The 17,521-nt window shown below is 57.2% G+C and carries 18 protein-coding genes; 8 read left to right on the forward strand and 10 right to left on the reverse strand.

What is annotated here, in order from left to right; genetic code table 11:
- Positions 1–56: 56 nt before the first annotated feature.
- The 3 genes from ACR0JI_RS00760 to ACR0JI_RS00770 are packed head-to-tail and all read left to right on the forward strand — an operon-like array spanning position 57 to position 1,520.
- On the forward strand, positions 57–830 hold the full coding sequence (locus ACR0JI_RS00760; protein WP_267366837.1) for a heme ABC transporter permease: 774 nt from the start codon (positions 57–59) through the stop codon (positions 828–830).
- Positions 827–985: a heme exporter protein CcmD gene (gene ccmD, locus ACR0JI_RS00765; protein WP_209503508.1), complete on the forward strand. Its 159-nt coding sequence runs from the start codon at positions 827–829 to the stop codon at positions 983–985. The genes ACR0JI_RS00760 and ccmD overlap by 4 nt, the downstream gene beginning before the upstream one ends.
- Positions 978–1,520, forward strand: a complete 543-nt coding sequence (locus tag ACR0JI_RS00770) for a DsbE family thiol:disulfide interchange protein (RefSeq protein ID WP_480492951.1) — start codon at positions 978–980, stop codon at positions 1,518–1,520. Before ccmD ends, ACR0JI_RS00770 begins: the two co-directional genes overlap by 8 nt.
- Here ACR0JI_RS00770 and ACR0JI_RS00775 read toward each other — a convergent pair.
- Complete coding sequence (locus ACR0JI_RS00775) at positions 1,515–2,216, reverse strand: SDR family NAD(P)-dependent oxidoreductase (RefSeq protein ID WP_480492952.1); 702 nt, start codon at positions 2,214–2,216, stop codon at positions 1,515–1,517. The genes ACR0JI_RS00770 and ACR0JI_RS00775 overlap by 6 nt on opposite strands.
- A gap of 135 nt (positions 2,217–2,351) precedes the next feature.
- Positions 2,352–5,042, reverse strand: coding sequence for an aconitate hydratase AcnA (gene acnA, locus ACR0JI_RS00780; protein ID WP_480492953.1), 2,691 nt, complete (start codon positions 5,040–5,042; stop codon positions 2,352–2,354).
- Between the two features lie 226 nt (positions 5,043–5,268).
- On the opposite strand from acnA, the gene ACR0JI_RS00785 reads away from it, so the two are divergent.
- Complete coding sequence (locus ACR0JI_RS00785; RefSeq protein ID WP_480492954.1) at positions 5,269–5,970, forward strand: DUF1223 domain-containing protein; 702 nt, start codon at positions 5,269–5,271, stop codon at positions 5,968–5,970.
- On the opposite strand, the gene ACR0JI_RS00790 is transcribed toward ACR0JI_RS00785, so the two are convergent.
- The 4 genes from ACR0JI_RS00790 to purB form a co-directional block, all read right to left on the reverse strand.
- Entirely contained in the window at positions 5,971–6,894 is a 924-nt protein-coding gene (locus ACR0JI_RS00790; protein ID WP_480492955.1) for a lysophospholipid acyltransferase family protein, read from the reverse strand.
- Between the two features lie 120 nt (positions 6,895–7,014).
- The gene (locus ACR0JI_RS00795) at positions 7,015–8,115 is read right to left on the reverse strand and encodes a flagellar motor switch protein FliG (RefSeq protein ID WP_480492956.1); all 1,101 of its coding nucleotides are present in this window, start codon (positions 8,113–8,115) and stop codon (positions 7,015–7,017) included.
- 69 nt (positions 8,116–8,184) lie between these two features.
- Positions 8,185–8,727 carry a tetratricopeptide repeat protein gene (locus ACR0JI_RS00800; RefSeq protein ID WP_480492957.1) on the reverse strand — a complete coding sequence of 181 codons (543 nt, stop codon included), beginning with the start codon at positions 8,725–8,727 and terminating at the stop codon, positions 8,185–8,187.
- 378 nt (positions 8,728–9,105) lie between these two features.
- Entirely contained in the window at positions 9,106–10,410 is a 1,305-nt protein-coding gene (purB, locus tag ACR0JI_RS00805) for an adenylosuccinate lyase (RefSeq protein WP_480492958.1), read from the reverse strand.
- Positions 10,411–10,849: 439 nt separating this feature from the next.
- Here purB and ACR0JI_RS00810 point away from each other — a divergent pair, with 439 nt between their 5' ends.
- Both ACR0JI_RS00810 and ACR0JI_RS00815 read left to right on the forward strand, forming a co-directional pair.
- Positions 10,850–11,326 carry a hypothetical protein gene (locus tag ACR0JI_RS00810; protein ID WP_480492959.1) on the forward strand — a complete coding sequence of 159 codons (477 nt, stop codon included), beginning with the start codon at positions 10,850–10,852 and terminating at the stop codon, positions 11,324–11,326.
- Between the two features lie 11 nt (positions 11,327–11,337).
- Entirely contained in the window at positions 11,338–11,655 is a 318-nt protein-coding gene (locus ACR0JI_RS00815; RefSeq protein ID WP_480492960.1) for a hypothetical protein, read from the forward strand.
- A 33-nt stretch (positions 11,656–11,688) separates the two neighbouring features.
- On the opposite strand, the gene ACR0JI_RS00820 is transcribed toward ACR0JI_RS00815, so the two are convergent.
- The gene (locus ACR0JI_RS00820; RefSeq protein WP_480492961.1) at positions 11,689–12,903 is read right to left on the reverse strand and encodes a bifunctional alpha/beta hydrolase/OsmC family protein; all 1,215 of its coding nucleotides are present in this window, start codon (positions 12,901–12,903) and stop codon (positions 11,689–11,691) included.
- Positions 12,904–13,178: 275 nt separating this feature from the next.
- On the opposite strand from ACR0JI_RS00820, the gene ACR0JI_RS00825 reads away from it, so the two are divergent.
- Positions 13,179–13,373: a hypothetical protein gene (locus tag ACR0JI_RS00825; protein WP_209503530.1), complete on the forward strand. Its 195-nt coding sequence runs from the start codon at positions 13,179–13,181 to the stop codon at positions 13,371–13,373.
- 10 nt (positions 13,374–13,383) lie between these two features.
- On the opposite strand, the gene dddP is transcribed toward ACR0JI_RS00825, so the two are convergent.
- A complete protein-coding gene (gene dddP / locus ACR0JI_RS00830) occupies positions 13,384–14,727 on the reverse strand; it encodes a dimethylsulfonioproprionate lyase DddP (RefSeq protein ID WP_480492962.1) in 1,344 nt (447 codons plus the stop codon).
- Positions 14,728–14,849: 122 nt separating this feature from the next.
- Here dddP and ACR0JI_RS00835 point away from each other — a divergent pair, with 122 nt between their 5' ends.
- A complete protein-coding gene (locus ACR0JI_RS00835; protein ID WP_480492963.1) occupies positions 14,850–15,593 on the forward strand; it encodes a heme-dependent oxidative N-demethylase family protein in 744 nt (247 codons plus the stop codon).
- A gap of 36 nt (positions 15,594–15,629) precedes the next feature.
- On the opposite strand, the gene ACR0JI_RS00840 is transcribed toward ACR0JI_RS00835, so the two are convergent.
- Positions 15,630–16,532, reverse strand: coding sequence for a hypothetical protein (locus tag ACR0JI_RS00840; RefSeq protein WP_480473397.1), 903 nt, complete (start codon positions 16,530–16,532; stop codon positions 15,630–15,632).
- A 198-nt stretch (positions 16,533–16,730) separates the two neighbouring features.
- Positions 16,731–17,519, reverse strand: a complete 789-nt coding sequence (locus ACR0JI_RS00845) for a lytic murein transglycosylase (RefSeq protein ID WP_480492964.1) — start codon at positions 17,517–17,519, stop codon at positions 16,731–16,733.
- Positions 17,520–17,521 lie beyond the last annotated feature (2 nt).

Here is a 17,521-nt window from a genome sequence, read left to right on the forward strand (position 1 = left end):
GACAAGTTTGATGGATGTCAATTGAGAACCACCCCAACTCGGACTAGATAGGGCCCATGTCAATCGCAGCCAAAGCCAACGCCCTCTGGGAATATGCCAACCCGCGCAAGTTTCTTGAAACCAGCGAACGGGTCCTGCCGTTTTTTTGGATCGTCTCGATCCTCTGCATCGTTGTCGGTCTGACCTGGGGATTTTTCTTTACACCGGACGACTACAAGCAGGGGTCGACGGTCAAGATCATCTATTTGCATGTTCCGGCGGCCCTGATGGCGATCAATTGCTGGCTGATGATGCTGGCCACCTCATTGGTCTGGCTGGTGCGTCGCCACCATGTCAGCGCGCTTGCGGCACGGGCTGCTGCGCCGATCGGGATTGTAATGACCCTGATTGCGCTGCTGACGGGGGCCATCTGGGGACAGCCCATGTGGGGCACATGGTGGGCCTGGGATCCGCGCCTGACATCGTTTCTGATCCTGTTTCTGTTCTACCTTGGCTATGTCGCCTTGTGGGAAGCTATTGAGGACCCTGATACCGCAGCCGATCTGACCTCGGTTTTGTGCTTGGTGGGGTCGGTCTTTGCGATCCTCAGCCGGTATGCGGTGAATTTCTGGAATCAGGGCCTGCATCAGGGCGCATCGGTCATGCGGGCCGGGGCCGTTACCGGGGCGGATACGGAAGAGAAAGTCAGCAATGTCTTTTTCTACCCTCTGCTGGCCTGCATCATCGGATTTGTTCTGCTGTTCATCGCCTTGGTGTTGTACCGCACCGGAACGGAAATTCGCGCCCGTCGTATTAAGGCGTTACAGGCACGGGAAAGGGTGGGCGGATGATCCCCGATCTTGGAAAATATGCAGACGCTGTTTTGTCGTCTTATGCTGTTTCCATTGCCCTTATCGTGGCGCTGGTTGCGTTCAGCGTGATGCGCGGGCGCAAGGTGCGTGCGGAAATGGAAAAGGTCGAACAGAGGATGTCGCGCAATGGCTAAAATCTCGCCCCTGATGATTGCGCCACCTCTGATATTTGGCGCATTCGCGGTTCTCGCAGGCATCGGCATGTTTCGCGAAGATCCCAACGCCTTGCCCTCGGCCCGCGAAGGGCAACCGGCGCCGCCCGTGGTTCTCACCGAGTTTCCGGGAAAGACCCTTTTCGACGATGAAACGCTGCGCAACGGAGAGGTCAAGCTGGTCAACTATTGGGCCAGTTGGTGCGCTCCATGCCGCGCCGAGCACCCCAACCTTGAGGCGCTGGCGGCTGAAGGCATCCCGGTTTACGGCATCAACTACAAAGACAAGCTGAGCAATGCCGAGGCTTTCCTGGATGACCTTGGTGATCCGTACACCGCCATGGGCCGCGACGAACAGGGCCGTATGGCGATTGACTGGGGTCTGTACGGCGTTCCCGAGACCTACGTGATCGACGGTGACGGAACGATCATTCTGCGCTTTGCTGGCCCGATTACGCAGCGTGTCATCGCAAGCACCATCCGGCCTGCGCTTGAGAAAGCTGCGGGCGGTTCATAAACGATAGCCTCCCGTTACGGACAAAACTTCACCTGTGATGAACGAGGCCGCGTCCGACGCCAGAAACCTGATCACTTTGGCTATATCCTCGGGCCGTCCGGCCCGGCCCAACGCAGTATCCTTCACGAAAAGTTCTGTCAGTTCTTCCGAACGAGGCGCTTCAGGAATGTTGATCGCACCGGGGGCCACAGCATTGACGCGTATCCCGTTTGGCCCCAACTCTTTGGCCATGGCACGGGTCCACAGGTTCAGAGCCGCCTTGCTGGCACCATAAGTGACAGCATCACGGGGCGGCAACACTGCATTCATCGACGAGATACTGACAATGGCGGCGCCCCGTTCCAAATGTGGCAAAGCTGCAGCCAGCAAAGCAGCGGGGACTAGCAGATTCATGTCCAGAATGGCGCGATGCTCCTCCGCTTGGAACTCCTCTTTTGGCGTCGATCGAACCAACCCAGCATTGTTCACGATCACATCAAGTCGTCCAAACCGCTCCATCACTTGCGCAATCACCGCCGCAGGTTGATCAGGAGCCGTCAGATCCGAACGGATCGCCAAAGCTTCCCCCCGCAATAGCGTCGCCCGAGGGTTGGTGGACAACCAAGTGAACGCCACCCTATGGTCGCGGCTCAACTCCTCTACGATGGCGTGTCCAATACCCCGCGCCCCGCCTGTTACCAACGCCACCTTTTCCATAACCACCTCCTGTTTTCAGAGTGCCGCGTATATCCAACTTCTTCTGCTGAATAAAACTTCGGAGCGCGAGGCAGAGCCTTGCAAAAGAAAGGACGCCCGAAGGCGCCCTCAAAACTTACTTATTCGCTGCGTACCTCAGCCAGCCTTCGCCAGATTTCTCAGCACGTAATGCAGCACGCCGCCGTTTTCGATGTATTCGATCTCAGGCGCGGTATCGATCCGGCATTTCAACTGGATGGTCGTCTCAGCCCCATCTGCATAGGTGATGGTGCAGGGCACGATCTGCAACGGCTCGACCGTATCCAGACCGTGGATCGAGACGGTTTCGTTCCCCTTCAGACCCAGGGTTTTGCGGGTATCTCCACCGGTGAATTCGAACGGGATAACGCCCATGCCAACCAGATTGGACCGGTGGATTCGCTCAAAGCTTTCCGCAATCACGGCTTTGACACCCAGCAGTGCGGTGCCCTTGGCCGCCCAGTCACGGCTTGAGCCCGCGCCGTATTGTTCGCCACCAAACACGACCAGCGGGGTGCCATTGGCCTGAAAGGCCATCGAGGCGTCGTAGATTGATGTCTGTTCGCCATCCGGGCCTTTGGTATAGCCGCCCTCAACTCCGTCCAACATCTCGTTCTTGATGCGGATATTGGCAAAGGTGCCGCGCATCATGACTTCGTGGTTGCCCCGTCGCGAGCCGTACGAGTTGAATTCGCGCGGTTGAACCTGACGGTCGGTCAGGTATTTGCCTGCTGGCGTCGTTGCCGCGAATGACCCCGCGGGTGAGATATGGTCGGTGGTCACCATGTCGCCCAGAATGGCCAGAACTTTGGCGCCTTCGATATTCGAGATCGTGCCCGGTTCCGCCCCCATACCCTGGAAATAGGGCGGGTTCTGGATGTAGGTCGACGTTGGCGGCCAGTCATAGGTTTCCTGTTGCGGAACCTCTACGCTTTGCCATTTCTCATCGCCCTTGAAGACGTCCGCATATTTCGACTGGAACGCTTCGCGGGTTACGGTCGCTTCAACCAGTTCCGCGATTTCGCTTTGGGTCGGCCAAATGTCCTTCATGAAGACGTTGTTGCCGTTCTTGTCCTGACCGATAGGTTCGGACGTCAGATTGATGTCGAGCGTACCTGCCAGCGCATAGACAACAACCAACGGCGGCGAAGCCAGATAGTTGGCGCGGACATCCGGTGAGATACGGCCTTCGAAATTACGGTTGCCGGACAGAACCGACGTGGCGACCAGATCGCCCTCGGAAATGGCTTCAGAGATTTCTTTCTGGATCGGGCCCGAGTTGCCGATGCAGGTGGTGCAGCCGTACCCAACAAGGTTGAAACCGACCTTGTCCAGATCTTCTTGCAGTCCAGCGGCCTCAAGATAGGCCGATACAACCTGCGAACCGGGTGCCAGCGAGGTTTTGACCCAAGGCTTGCGGTTCAGACCCAGCGCTGCGGCTTTGCGGGCCACAAGGCCTGCACCGATCATCACGTAAGGGTTCGACGTGTTGGTGCAGGAGGTGATCGAAGCAATTACAACCTTGCCCGACTCCATGGTGTAGTCTTCGCCCTTGACCGCGACTTCCTTGCCCATCGGGCGCTTGAAGGTCTCTTTCATTTCCTTGGTGAAAGCGGCCTTGGCGTTGGTCAGCGCGACGTAGTCCTGCGGGCGTTTCGGGCCTGAAATTGCTGGAACGATTGTGCCCATGTCCAGCGACAGAGTGTCGGTGTAGATCGGTGCATAATCCGGGCCTCTCCAGAACCCGTTTTCCTTGGCGTAGGCTTCGACCAGCGTGATGCGGTCTTCGTCGCGGCCGGTGTTGCGCATGTAGCGAAGGGTTTCGCCGTCGATCGGGAAGAAGCCGCATGTTGCGCCGTATTCCGGCGCCATGTTGGCAATGGTTGCACGGTCAGCCAGCGGCAGGCGGTCCAGCCCCTCGCCATAGAACTCGACGAACTTGCCCACCACGCCCTTGGCGCGCAACAATTCGACAACCTTCAGAACAAGGTCCGTACCGGTGGTGCCTTCGACCATCGAGCCGGTCAACTCAAAACCGATCACCTCAGGGATCAGCATCGAGATCGGCTGACCCAGCATTGCAGCCTCCGCCTCGATTCCGCCAACGCCCCACCCCAAAACGGCCATGCCGTTGACCATGGTGGTGTGGCTGTCGGTGCCAACCAGCGTGTCGGGATAGGCAACTTCTTCGCCGTTCTGATCGGTGTCCGTCCAGACTGTCTGCGCCAGATATTCCAGGTTCACCTGATGGCAGATACCGGTGCCGGGAGGCACTACGCGGAAATTGTTGAACGCGTTCTGACCCCATTTCAGGAACTGATAGCGCTCCATGTTGCGCTCGTATTCGCGGTCGACGTTCATCTGGAACGCACGCGGGTTCCCGAACTCGTCGATCATGACCGAGTGGTCGATAACCAGATCGACCGGGTTCAGCGGGTTGATCTTCTGTGCGTCACCGCCCAGGCCTTTGATCCCGTCGCGCATGGCGGCAAGATCGACCACCGCGGGAACACCGGTGAAGTCCTGCATCAGCACGCGGGCAGGGCGGTATGCAATCTCGCGCGGGTTCTTGCCGCCATTGGCACCCCATTCGGCAAATGCCTTAATGTCATCGACCGAGACCGAAAAGCCGCTGTCTTCAAATCGGAGCATGTTTTCCAGCACGACTTTCAACGCGGCAGGAAGGTTGGAGAAATCACCCAAACCGGCCTGCTGCGCGGCGGGGATCGAATAGTAGGAAATGGATCTGCCATTCACGTTCAGGCTGCGGCGTGTCTTGGCGGTATCCTGTCCGACTTTAATGGGCATCTGGTGGCCTCCCTTCTCAAATGGCTTGGATTTCGGGCATCGCTGAGTGTTATCTGCATCACCCAAGCCGTTGGTTCAAGGTTCAATAGCACTGGATTTGCAATTTTGTATACCATTGCACACATTTAGGCGGCGAATTGCAGAAGCCGCCCTCAAGAAACGTTGATTGGCGGTTGAGCGGCAAAACGGCTATCCCAGAGAACACCCGTTCAATCCGAGAGTTTTTATGTTCAAATCCGCTGCTTTGACCGCCCTCGTATCCTGCCTGTTCGCCACCCAATCCATGTCCGGTGAGGATCCTGTGGTGGTTGAGCTGTTCACCTCACAGGGGTGTTCATCTTGCCCGCCGGCGGACCGGATCATGCATGAGCTGGCGAAACGCGACGATGTCATCGGGCTGGCACTGCATGTCGACTATTGGGATTACATCGGCTGGAAAGACGAATATGCCGATCCTGATCACACGTTCCGGCAACGGGCTTATGCCCGCGAAAACGGAAAATCCATGATCTATACGCCCCAGATGATCATAAATGGTCAGCACGATATCGTCGGCGCTCAGGCTCAGGAGCTCGACCGTCTGATTGATGCGCATCTAACGGCCGCCCCCGAGGCAGCGGTGACCGCGACCCGAGACGCAGACGAAGTGACCGTGAGTGTGACACCTGTGGAATTGCCCGAAGGTGAGACCTATGACGTGCGTATCGTTCAGTATTCGCCCCTGCGCCATGCCTCGATCCGTCGTGGAGAGTTAGCCGGGCGGGAGTTGGATTATGCCAATGTTGTCGAAACCTGGCAGATTGCGGGCCAGTGGGATGGGCAAACACCGCAGACTTACTCGGCGCAGCTGGAACCAGACTTGCCAGCCGTCGTGCTTGTGCAAAGGGCCGGTCACGGGCCGATTGTTGCCGCGACATGGGCCAAGTGATCAGGGCAGGTTGTCCGGTTGGACGCCAAGCCCGTTCCAGCTTTTCCAGCGCCGATGGATCCAGAACCACTGCCCCATATGCTGCCGCACTATCTGTTCCAGATCGTCATTGGTGAACTGGGTCATCGTCTTTGGGTCCGTGTGCGGCACGGGATCATGCAGGATGATTTCAAAGTCGATGCCATTTGGCTGGCGCACGGCATAGCAAGGTATTAGTGCGGCCTTGTACTTGATGGCCAGTTCTGCGTTCAACACGGATGTCACGGCAGGCTTGCCGAAGAATGTCAGCTCTTCGCCTCCCAACGCATGCAGGTCGGATACGATAGCGATAATTCCACCGTTCTTGAGTGACCGGACCATTTCGACCATACCGCGCCGCCCCTGTTCGAACATCGGCGCGCCGGTTTTGTAAAAAGCTTCGACATAGGCGTCGTTGAAATAAGGATTGGCCATCCGCCGGTAAAGGCATCCTATCGGTTTGCCGCTGTGTTTCTGCAGGGCGACGCGTGCGGCCAGATAGTGACCGAAATGCGCCGTGATCATCATCACCGGGCGCCCTTCGGCGATCGCGGCGTCAAATGCAGCAATACCGGGCCCGGATATCTTGGCGTTCACCTGACGTTCGATAAAACCTTCGGGTGAGAAATGCTCCATTATTGCCCGACCGGCATTATCCGACACGTCACGATAGATCTTTGTGATCTCGACGTCAGACAATTCAGGGCAGGTGAGCTTTAGATTCCGGCGGACGCGGGTGCGAAATCCAACGACGGGTGCAAGGGTTTTCATGATTGCACCCATGGTCGCTATGCGCCTTTCATAAGGAAGCAGGCGCATAGCGCTGATGATTCCCTGCAGGAACATATTGGCGACATAGTATTTTCCAAGCTCAAACCGGCTGAGCTCCGACTTTTCGACGGGCATGGAGGTGTCTCACCGCGTGTTGCGAAATGTTGCCTAAGACATACAACCCGGTACCCGTAACCTCAAGCACCCAAGCGAAATGGCCGCCCCAACGATTTTGTGGGAGCGCCTGTTCCTGCCTCAACCCGTGCTTTCGTCTTCTTCCTTTTCAATCAGCGTAATTGTTCCGGCGTCAGACAGGGCACGAACCGCCCCAACAATCTGGGTCATGGCATCTTCGGCCTCAGATTGCTTGACCCGCCCGCGTTCCGCGATTTCCTCGCGCAGGTTTTCTGCCATACGAGAGGAGATATTCGACAGCAGAAACTCGACAGATGCCTTGTCATCATCCGCGGCGGCACCAGCCAGGGCCGCGACCAGAACAGGCTGATTGACTTCCCGCAATATCGCTGGAACATCACGGGGCGAGATCCGGCTGGAGATATGGGCGAAGGTAAAGATCGACCGGCGCACCAGATCGGCAAAATCAGCGTCGTCCTCATCCAGCGCGTTCAGCAGGTCGTCGCGCGTGGCGGACGCAGACTGGTTCAGGATTGCACCCACCCGCGCGCCCGGACCGTCATTGAAGGCCTGAACAGGCCGCTGATCCAGCTGAGCAGCCAGTGACCAGCCAATACGCTCAACCGCTTCGGGCGTGACATTTGCTGTTTTCGAGATTGCGTAAGTGATCCGCCTCGCCACCGGACCCGGCATGTGGCCCAGCATCTGCGCCGCCTGTGCCGTATCCATTTTCGATAGCATCACAGCGGCCACTTCGGTGCTTTCCGCCTGTGCCATGGCCGCAAGGTCCTGGGCTGGAATGTCGCGCAACCTTTGCCAAGGATCACCGATCTGACGAACTCCGGCAATTTTGCGCAAACGTGCCGCTGTTGCGGGTGTGATTTTTCCACTGACGGCATCCAAGGCCCCGGCAAGCCCATGTGGAAAGGCCAGACCGACATTGTTCAGGGCTTCGCTGAACTCCTGTGCCACGGCACCCAGGGTCACGCGATCCACAAGACCCATTTCCCCCAATTGATGTGTCAGTTTTTCTTGCAGGTCGTCGGGAAGCTCCTCCAACGGAAGATCGGCGCCTTCGTTCAACAACAGGCGCACGACGACGGCCGCCTTCTGACGGCTGGTCAAAGTCCGGGGAACAAGGCGCGGGCTGTCGCCACCCCCTGCGGGAAACGGAGCCGAAGCCCCTTGAACCGTTTGAATTAATGCGTTGGTGTTTTGCATCTGCCTGTGGAGCCAAAGTTTTCGAACCACAGGCAGATTAGAGAGAGTCGGGTTAAATAACCCTGAACCTTAATAACTGTATGTCAGACCCGTTCGGATCGCTTCACGCAGCGACGCCTCGGCCCAGGTGCCTTCTCCGCCACGGGCCTTTATTTCGCGCCATTGCTCGATCGCCAGATCGGTTCGGCCTTCGGACACAAACCCCTGCGCCATGTAGCTGCGCGCCAAAAGATTGTCTGGGTTGGCATTGATCGCGTTTTGGTAAAAGACATTTGCCAGTTCCAGCTCGCCCATCTTGCGATAGGTGAAACCCCAATAGGTCAGGACACGATCATCGTCCTGATCCATGATGCGCAGAATGTCCTGAGCGTGCCCGTATTGCCCGTCATACGCCAGTTCGCGGACCGCATCATATAGCTGATCATCTGTCAGGCTTGACTTGTCGGGTTTGACGCATTTTCCACGGGTTTCGTCATATACACGGCCGAACAGGCATTTCTTGGTTGTATTCGTAGGTTTCGGCGGGCTGCTGTTGTCACCACCTGCGGCATGGACAGCTGGCGCGAAGGCAAAGGCTTGCAAAGCAAGGGCAGAAGCTAACAAAAGGCGCATTTCTTTACTCCGTTCTCGGGGCTCTTATTGAAATCATAGTGTGATCTACAAAAAAGCTAACAGGGGAACGGTCGCTTTTATTCACGAACTGGACAAAAATTGTCAGCTGTTGACAGATTTCGCGCAGCTTTTTGTTTCAGTATCCCACGTTGTCCCGGGTGCGCAGGATTGGGTCTGTTTGGAATGTTGTTCGCAGGCAAGCCCGGCCGAGGCCACAAGAACCAGTGCCAATGCGCTTAGGAGTGTTCGGATCATGATGTTTCCCTCGTATGGAAAAAGCACATGCAGGATACCGCATTTCCGTTGGTCTGGCAAAAAACAAGGGGGTACAATGCACGTGGCAGAGCACCCCCGGCTAACAGACTGAAAAGATAACCGTTAGTCGCCAAACACGCGCGCAAAGATCGTATCGACATGCTTGGTGTGATACCCGAGGTCGAATTTCTCTTCGATCTGCGCAGGGCTGAGTGCGGCAGTTACATCAGCATCCGCCAACAGTTCCGCCTTGAAGTCGGTGCGGTGTTCCCAAACCTTCAACGCGTTGCGCTGTACCATGGCATAGGCGTCCTCACGGCTGACACCTGCCTGGGTCAGTGCCAAAAGAACGCGCTGGCTCATGACCAGCCCGGGGAACTTGTTCATGTTCTCGATCATGTTTTCCGGGAAGATCAGCATCTTGTCGATCACGCCTGTCAGGCGGGCCAAGGCAAAATCCAGCGTGATTGTGGCGTCCGGCCCGATCATGCGCTCGACCGATGAGTGCGAGATATCGCGTTCGTGCCAGAGCGCAACATTCTCCATCGCCGGTATTACGGCCGCGCGGACCATGCGCGCCAGACCGGTCAGGTTCTCGGTCAGCACCGGGTTTTTCTTGTGCGGCATCGCCGAAGAGCCTTTCTGGCCCATCGAGAAGAACTCGGCCCCCTCCAGCACCTCGGTCCGCTGCATGTGGCGGATTTCGATGGCGATGTTCTCGATGCTGCTGGCGATGACGCCCAGCGTGGCAAAGAAAGCCGCGTGGCGGTCACGCGGAATGACCTGCGTGCTGATCGGCTCAGGCACCAGACCCAGCTTGTCACAGACATGTTCCTCGACTTGCGGGTCGATATTGGCAAAGGTACCAACCGCGCCGCTGATCGCTCCGGTGGCGATTTCCGCACGTGCGTCACGCATCCGGGACAGGTTGCGGTCCATCTCGGCGTAGAAGCGGGCAAAGGTCAGACCCATGGTTGTCGGTTCGGCGTGGATGCCGTGGCTGCGTCCGATACGAACCGTGTTCTTATGTTCCATTGCGCGGCGTTTGAGCGCGGCCAGAAGCCCTTCAAGGTCGCCAATCAGGATGTCGGCGGCGCGGGTCAGCTGTACGTTGAAACAGGTGTCCAGCACGTCCGAGCTGGTCATGCCCTGATGCACAAAACGCGCCTCTTCACTGCCAACATGCTCTGCAAGATGGGTCAGGAATGCGATAACGTCATGCTTGGTGACGGCCTCGATCTCGTCGATGCGGGCGACATCGAATTCCACATCCTTGGCTTTCCAGACGGCTTCGGCATTTTCACGCGGGATCACGCCCAGATCCGCCATGGCGTCGCACGCGTGCGCCTCGATCTCGTACCAGATGCGGAACTTGGTCTCGGGCGACCAGATGGCAACCATTTCGGGGCGGGAATAACGGGGAATCATAGGCGACGGCACCTTTTTTGCAGATTGGATGAGGCGTTGGCGCGGGGTTTAGCCGCGTGCGGGGTAGGGAACAAGATGCGAGAGCGTATATGAGACGGTTTGCCCTGATTCTTGCCGTTTGTTCGGGCTTTTCAGCAGCAGACGGGTTCGGAAAACTGTCCTGCAAAGGATATAGCAAGGCATTGACGGGCAGGGCTCCACAACAAGGCAGGTTTTGGGCCTGCAACTAGGTCTCACCGGATCATGCCGCCAGTTGGGGTGGATGCCCGCCTTGCCCTTGCTGCCAAGCGATGCTGGACAAACAGCGCATTGACAGTTCAATCTGATCGGAAGGAAAAAACCAGGTTATTGAGATATGCGATTTTTATCATGTTCTATACTTGCCCTCTGTGGTGCGTTTTGGGTCGGCGCAGCTGCACCAGCACTGGCTGACACACCCGTGATATACACCGATGAAGGCCAAGCGCTCTTTCGGTTTGATGTACCAGACTTCTGGGTCCTTCGTACCGGCGGCCCGCGCGAGATTGAGGATACCGAACTGGGCGACGCCCGTGCGGTCGCGCGGGTCATGGGGTTCCGGCCAGTGACAGACGACGCGGTGTGGATGGGTTTCGTATCACCTGCGGGGGTTGGAACAATTCAGGGCGGCGTCCGGTACTTGCAGGATATCGACAGGTTTCTGGTCAAAGACCCGACGATGACCAGCACCAGCGATACCCGTATTGGCGGGTTGCCAGCACGCGTGTTTCGGGGCACCGGGCACCGGGACGGCAAGGGGGTAAGCTTTACCGCCACCGCCATTGACCTTCCGCAAGGCCGGGTTGCCATAGCAGTTGCCATTCTGCGGGACGGAGCAGACCCGAGTTTTGCTGATGATCTGAACGCCGTATTCGCGTCGTTCCGGGCGCTTCAGTAAGGGAGGGGACAATGAGCATTAGACTGATCAAAAGGATGTCCCTTGCGCTGGGGTTGGGGATCGCGACTTTGACGCTGTCGGCCTGTGACGGTGTTACGGTTGGGGTCGGGTACGGGTATGACCCGTTTTACGACTCGATGCTGTGGAACGACTACTACCATGACGTTAATGTGGATATAGACGTTGATCGTCCTAACCGACCTGATCGACCAGTGCGCCCCGAGCGTCCGAAACCACCTGTGGCCAAACCTCCCGCGCGCCCGCGCCCACCTGTGGCGCGTCCGCCAGTTGCCCGCCCGCCCATTCATCGACCGGGCCCGCGGCGCTAAGGAACAAAAAGGCCGCCTGTCAGGCGGCCTTTCTTATGAAAGAAGCTCGGTCGTTATGCGGGCCGAGCCTTCAAGCGTCCGGTGAACCGGGCATTTGTCCGCAATCTCAAGCAAACGTTGCCTTTGCTCCTGATCCAGCGGGCCGCTCAGGCGGATTTTCCGGCGAAACTGGTCCACCTTGCCGTCATTCACCAATCCGGCATCCTGCGCGTGAACCTTGTCATGACACACATCGACGCTGACATTTGTCAGGGGCCAGCCCTTGCGCCGGGCGTACATGCGTATTGTCATCGACGTGCAGGCCCCCAGACCGGCCGAGACAAAGCCATAAGGCGACATGCCCTTGTCAGTGCCGCCATAAGATGCGGGCTCATCCGCGACCAGATGGTGGTTTGGACCGGCCTGAATATCCTGCATGAACCCGCCGGGATCTGCTTCGGTTATGCGCACAACGCCTTCTGGCGCACCCGGTGGCGGCGCGGGTGGGCACAGTTTCACATAGCGCGAAACCCATGCAGCAATGACATCGGCCGCATATTCGGCGTCAGAGGCACGGGTGATCAGGTGATCGGCATCGTCAAGGGTAACAAAGCTTTTGGGGTGTTTCGCGGCCAGAAAGATCGCGCTCGCATTGTCGATGCTGACCGTTTCGTCGCGTGGGGCATGAAGGATCAGCAGGGCGGCTTTGAGGTCGGCGATTGCAGATGACAAGGCCGATTTGGCAATGTCGTCCACAAAAGCTTTACCAATTCGGAAGGGGCGACCACCCAGAGAGACCTCGGCACTGCCATCCTCTTCGATCTGAGGCAACGCGTCCTCAAAGTGATGCGACACATGGGCGGGGTCCGCCGGTGCACCCAATGTCACGACGGCTTTTACAGTGGGAATACCTGCCCGCGCCCGCAACACCGCCGCGCCCCCAAGCGAGTGGCCGATCAGCAGGGCAGGTGCCATGTTTCGACCGGCCAGATATTGCGCGGCTGAAATCAGATCCGCGACATTCGAAGTGAAGGTCGTATTGGCAAACTCGCCTTCGGAATGGCCCAGTCCGGTGAAATCGAACCGAAGCACCGCGATACCCATGGCAGCCAGACGGGCGGAAATGCGCCGGGCGGCCGGGATATCCTTGGAGCAGGTAAAGCAGTGGGCGAACAGGGCCGTTGCCAGCACGGGTCCATCCGGCAAATCCAGTCGCGCCGCCAATTGGCTGCCGTCATGTCCGGCAAAAGTGATGCGTTCCGTGGGCATGTCGGCTCCTTGAATGGTACGGGGGAACACGCCCAATACTGTGTATTTGCCCCTTGGGTCACAACCCTTAAGTCACACGCGTAACAGGAAGGTGAGAACAAACGGGCGTTGCACGGACGGCGCAAGATCCCTGTCGCCTTCGGGCCGCATGACGGCGGAGCTCTTACCTTCTGTTATTATCAAGAATAGTGATGGCGATGCAAACAAACATTCGTTTCACTTATGATCCTCCTCATCCCATCTGTGGTTCCTGAAAGCTGAAACAGGAGACACAGATGTCACATGCAGATATTACGCCCCAGATACCCGACCTGCGTTCACGTATGATCCTGGCTATTGTTCTGGTCGGCCTTGCCGGGTTCGCGGTCGGCCAATCCTGGCCCGCGCCCCAAGGTGGTTCACAGGTTCAGGTCAGCCCTGCCACGGAAGACTGGCATGGAAATGTCCGCCGGTCCCATTGGTCGAATTGAAGGCCCGGCCTTATTCGATCCCCATCAATTGGGGGTCAAAGGGATATCTGGACAGGTTCTCAAACCCGGTTTCGGTAATGAGAACCTGATCCTCAAGCTTGATGCTGAAATCGCCACCGACTTCGCCAACGCAGGCTTCGACGCACAGCACCATGCCGGGCTCCAGCGGATAGTCATAGGCGCCTTCCACGGCTTTGTCCGGATACGCGACCAGCGGCCATTCATCACACAATCCCACTCCGTGCATCAGGCAACCGTATTTCTGCGCCTGAAACTTGTCGTCAAGCCTGTGCGACCTGGCGGTAAGTTCCGGGATCATCACACCGGGCTTCAGCATCTGCATGTTGGTCATGATGTGTTCATGCGCGTGCTGCATGGCATAGATCATGTCAGGGCGGGGCTTCTGGTCGCCAATCCACCATGTGCGCGAGATATCGATGCATATTCCGTAGGACCCGATCAGATCGGTGTCGAAGGCGATGATTTCGTTTTGCTGCGTGATGCGCGGGCCGCATTCCTGGAACCACGGGTTTGTGCGTTGGCCTGACGCCAGCAGCCGGGTTTCGATCCATTCGCCACCGCGACGGATGTTTTCCGCGTGCAGAACAGCCCAGATATCATCCTCGGTAGTCTTGCCATTGCCGACATTGGCGCGTGCAAAGCTCTCCATCTCCGCCACAGCGGTTTCGCAGGCGTGATTGGCACAGCGCATGGCCAGAATCTCATCCGGTCCCTTCACGGCACGGGTTTTTTCGGTCAGCTCTTCGCCTTCCATGACCTCAAAGCCCTGCGCCTCAAGCGCGCGCAGACCGTGCAGCATGATCTTGTCGACGGCCAAACGTTTGTTGCCGCCACCATGCGCATCGATCAGCACGCGCACCTCGTTCGAAAAGACATCTGCCGCGATATCCACCTTGTCGCCACGGTCGAAGTAAAACAGGTCCGCACCTGAACGCTGTTCGCGCACCAGCGGATTGAACGTGCTGAGGAAAGGCGAGTTCTTGTAGTCCCATATCACCATATAGCCATCGGCACATAACAGCACCGCGCGAAACGGGTTATGCGTATTCCATAACTGCATGTTCGTGCTGTCGGTCGCATAGCGGATGTTCAGCGGGTCAAAAACCAGCAAACCTCCGTATCCGCGATCAACGATGGCCTGCGTCAGACGCTTCCAGCGATGTTCCCGCATCCGTGCAAGATTGGGCAGTTCCAGACCTGCCGCAGCCCATTCGTCAAAAGCCAGCTGTGTCGGCCCGATCTCGATCCGGTCATTTTCGTTTGGCGTGCCATCACCCAGCGTAGCGCCTCGGCTGGGGTCAATCTTGCGCGTGTCTCGGTAATGCTTGTTCATGACGGACCTCGTTGCTTGTTCAGTCAAACCTAAGGTGCCCATGTGGATCGTCTTGGAAAAATGCGACGGCGATCCTGTCGTTTTCGACCGACAAATATTTCGACCCATGCTAAGTCGCTGGTATGAATAAAATTCTGCAAGATAAAATACCGTATGATGTCGGCGACCCGCGTGCTTTGCCGGGTATCCAGCCTGCAACGATGGAAAACTGGTTGCATCGGGACGAGGCTTTTGCCGGTCAGATGCGATGCCGGGAAAAGCTGCTGACGGAACGCCGCGATGACGTTCTGGCGCTTGATCCGCAGGCAGAACCCGCCGCTCGGGAACTGCTCGACCTTGTGCTGTCGCAGGTCTATCCCAATGCAGGTGAAGAAGTCGTCAGACCCGATGGTGTAACGGTCGCAGTCGACCGGGCCCAGCCGCTTGATACATTGTGTAGGCTGGTTCAGGAGGATTTTTGCATCCTGCAAAAGCGTGGAACTGAACATGTTTTGACCGGCGCAATCCTGTGTTTCCCGGCCAGCTGGCTTTTGTCCGAAAAATTCATGCGACCACTGATCGACATCCATGTGCCTGTCGCAAGTTACGACGAAAATATCGCCAAGCGGGTGCAGCGCCTGTTCGACGGGATACAGCCCGGTCGTCCGCTCTGGCGCTTTAACGCGCTTTGGTATGAAGACCCCGAACTGTTTCAACCCCGAAGCGCCAGTGACAGGCGGGGCGACACAGATCGACGTAAAACGTCCTACTTGCGAAGCGAGCGGCAAACCCTGCTGCGCTTGCCGAAAACGGATGCGGTCGTCTTTTCAATCCACACTTATGTTCTGGCCGCGAACACGGTTCCCAAAATGGAAAACCCCGCCTGAAGGCGGGGCATCCAAGGAGGGTCTTCTGTAGTTCTCTTATTGGCCCAAGGCGGCCGCAACATCGGCAAACGCGTTCGTTGCGTTCAGGGCAACTATCGCGAAGGTAAAGACAAGCACCTGGGTGTTGAGGCGAAAATCTTCACCCCGGATCAGATTCACTGCAGCCATTGACAGGGCAATCGGGGTCGAAACGCCTGCCAGTACACCCGTCATGCACCAACTGCTGAGACGCAGAACGTCGCTTGGCTTTACGACACCATCGTCGTCATCGAACGTTTCCTGACCTGGCATGTTTGTATCTTCACTGCGAAACGCGATGCTGAGCAATTGTTCATCTGTCAGCTGGATCGGGCGGGACGTCGAAGTATGAAGTACACTTAAGGTGTCACCGTTCTCTGGCACATTCACTGCCGAGAATTGCCCGGTCAGCGACTGAAAAATTTGTTTTCTGTCGCGTGATCGGCTGGGGGCCAGAGTGTCAAAGGCGCTCATAAACTGCTCGACCGTCAGAACCGTGTGTGGCGACAGCCATTCAACGCGCCGGGTCGAACAAATGTCGACCATGCGATACAGAATGACGACCATCATCAGTTCCGAAATCTCGGAGTCATCCAGCAGGGGTGAGACCGGCGTGATTGAAAGAACCAATCTGTTTTGCGGATTTGCGGCGCGGGGTTTTGTTATCGTTTTTAGCCCCGCGGCGCGATCCATACGCTCGTACCGGTCTTCCTGCTCGGGGGTGCCTGTATCCAAAGTCAGTCGCACAAGATACTGACTTGAAACAATGCTGGCTTCAGAATTGCTCAGCAACGCCTTGCGTTCGACCAGATGGCCGTAATCTTCCAGCGTCGTGGCAACGATTGTGCCAAAACGCTCGATCGCGCCATTCGCGTCGCCATTAAATTGCAGGCCGCCATGGTAGCTGTGCTTCCGAGCCACTGCACTGTCCTTTTTGCGTACTGTTCAGCAAACACTGTAACAACCATTCGTGTGGAGAATTTGGCGGAAAATGCAAAAAAGGTGATTTTACTCCGGTATTGGTTACGCGTTGGAAACCAAGAAACTAAAGGCTTTTGTTTGTCACTGTGGCGGAAATGTGGCGAAAGCGGGTGCGGAGTGTGTTATTGGTGCGACCGCCTATTGGTCGATTCGGGCGGCCATGATTGCTATGGATTGCTGATAAACAGAGGCCGCGTTCCACTGTTGCAGCACTTGAAAATTCGGCTCCCCTGGCTGATAGCCACGCCCCGGCTTCCACCCTTTCTTGCGAAGATAATTGGCGGTCGAGGCAAGCGCGTCGGTCATGTCATAAAAGTCCACCCGACGGTCGCCGGTGGCATCGACGCCATAGGTCAGGGCGTTGCCCGGCAGGAACTGAGTGTGGCCCAACTCGCCATGTTTTGCCCCTTTTGTCGCCACGGTAATGCTTCCTGCATCGACCAGTTTAAGTGCCCCGATTGCGTGCGGAACAAAGAACTCGGACCGGCGACAATCATAGGCCAGTGTTGTGATTGCGGAAACAACCTGACTGTCTCCCATAAAATTGCCAAAGCCGGTTTCCATGCCGTGAATGGCGATCAGAATGCCCGGCGGAACACCGTATTGCCGTTCAAGCGCAGCATAGAAATCGGGATTTGCAGCCTTGCGTTTGCGCCCCTGCGCGACGATTGCATCAGCGCCTCTTACACGCATGAACTTGTCCAGTGTGTATTTGAAGCTTTTCTGATTGCGGTCTGCCGCAATTGTGCCCGTGGCGTATTGAGCTTGGGCAAGCGCCTGAAGGCCCTTTTTTTTCACACCAGCCTTGCGGGCCTGCTGGGCGAAATCGGCCTTCCAGGCCTCGAACCCCACGCTGGTATTCCCACAAGGCGCGGCCAGAAGGGGCGAGGACACAAGCAGGGCGAATAATACGTAAAGGCGAAACATGC

The sequence above is a fragment of the Ruegeria sp. N10 genome (assembly GCF_056531545.1).

Bases quoted from the DNA above. Each gene is read 5' to 3' on its own strand.
- ACR0JI_RS00760 (WP_267366837.1), top strand. From the start codon at position 57: ATGTCAATCGCAGCCAAAGCCAACGCCCTCTGGGAATATGCCAACCCG.
- ccmD (WP_209503508.1), top strand. From the start codon at position 827: ATGATCCCCGATCTTGGAAAATATGCAGACGCTGTTTTGTCGTCTTAT.
- ACR0JI_RS00770 (WP_480492951.1), top strand. From the start codon at position 978: ATGGCTAAAATCTCGCCCCTGATGATTGCGCCACCTCTGATATTTGGC.
- ACR0JI_RS00775 (WP_480492952.1), bottom strand. From the start codon at position 2,216: ATGGAAAAGGTGGCGTTGGTAACAGGCGGGGCGCGGGGTATTGGACAC.
- acnA (WP_480492953.1), bottom strand. From the start codon at position 5,042: ATGCCCATTAAAGTCGGACAGGATACCGCCAAGACACGCCGCAGCCTG.
- ACR0JI_RS00785 (WP_480492954.1), top strand. From the start codon at position 5,269: ATGTTCAAATCCGCTGCTTTGACCGCCCTCGTATCCTGCCTGTTCGCC.
- ACR0JI_RS00790 (WP_480492955.1), bottom strand. From the start codon at position 6,894: ATGCCCGTCGAAAAGTCGGAGCTCAGCCGGTTTGAGCTTGGAAAATAC.
- ACR0JI_RS00795 (WP_480492956.1), bottom strand. From the start codon at position 8,115: ATGCAAAACACCAACGCATTAATTCAAACGGTTCAAGGGGCTTCGGCT.
- ACR0JI_RS00800 (WP_480492957.1), bottom strand. From the start codon at position 8,727: ATGCGCCTTTTGTTAGCTTCTGCCCTTGCTTTGCAAGCCTTTGCCTTC.
- purB (WP_480492958.1), bottom strand. From the start codon at position 10,410: ATGATTCCCCGTTATTCCCGCCCCGAAATGGTTGCCATCTGGTCGCCC.
- ACR0JI_RS00815 (WP_480492960.1), top strand. From the start codon at position 11,338: ATGAGCATTAGACTGATCAAAAGGATGTCCCTTGCGCTGGGGTTGGGG.
- ACR0JI_RS00820 (WP_480492961.1), bottom strand. From the start codon at position 12,903: ATGCCCACGGAACGCATCACTTTTGCCGGACATGACGGCAGCCAATTG.
- ACR0JI_RS00825 (WP_209503530.1), top strand. From the start codon at position 13,179: ATGTCACATGCAGATATTACGCCCCAGATACCCGACCTGCGTTCACGT.
- dddP (WP_480492962.1), bottom strand. From the start codon at position 14,727: ATGAACAAGCATTACCGAGACACGCGCAAGATTGACCCCAGCCGAGGC.
- ACR0JI_RS00835 (WP_480492963.1), top strand. From the start codon at position 14,850: ATGAATAAAATTCTGCAAGATAAAATACCGTATGATGTCGGCGACCCG.
- ACR0JI_RS00845 (WP_480492964.1), bottom strand. From the start codon at position 17,519: ATGTTTCGCCTTTACGTATTATTCGCCCTGCTTGTGTCCTCGCCCCTT.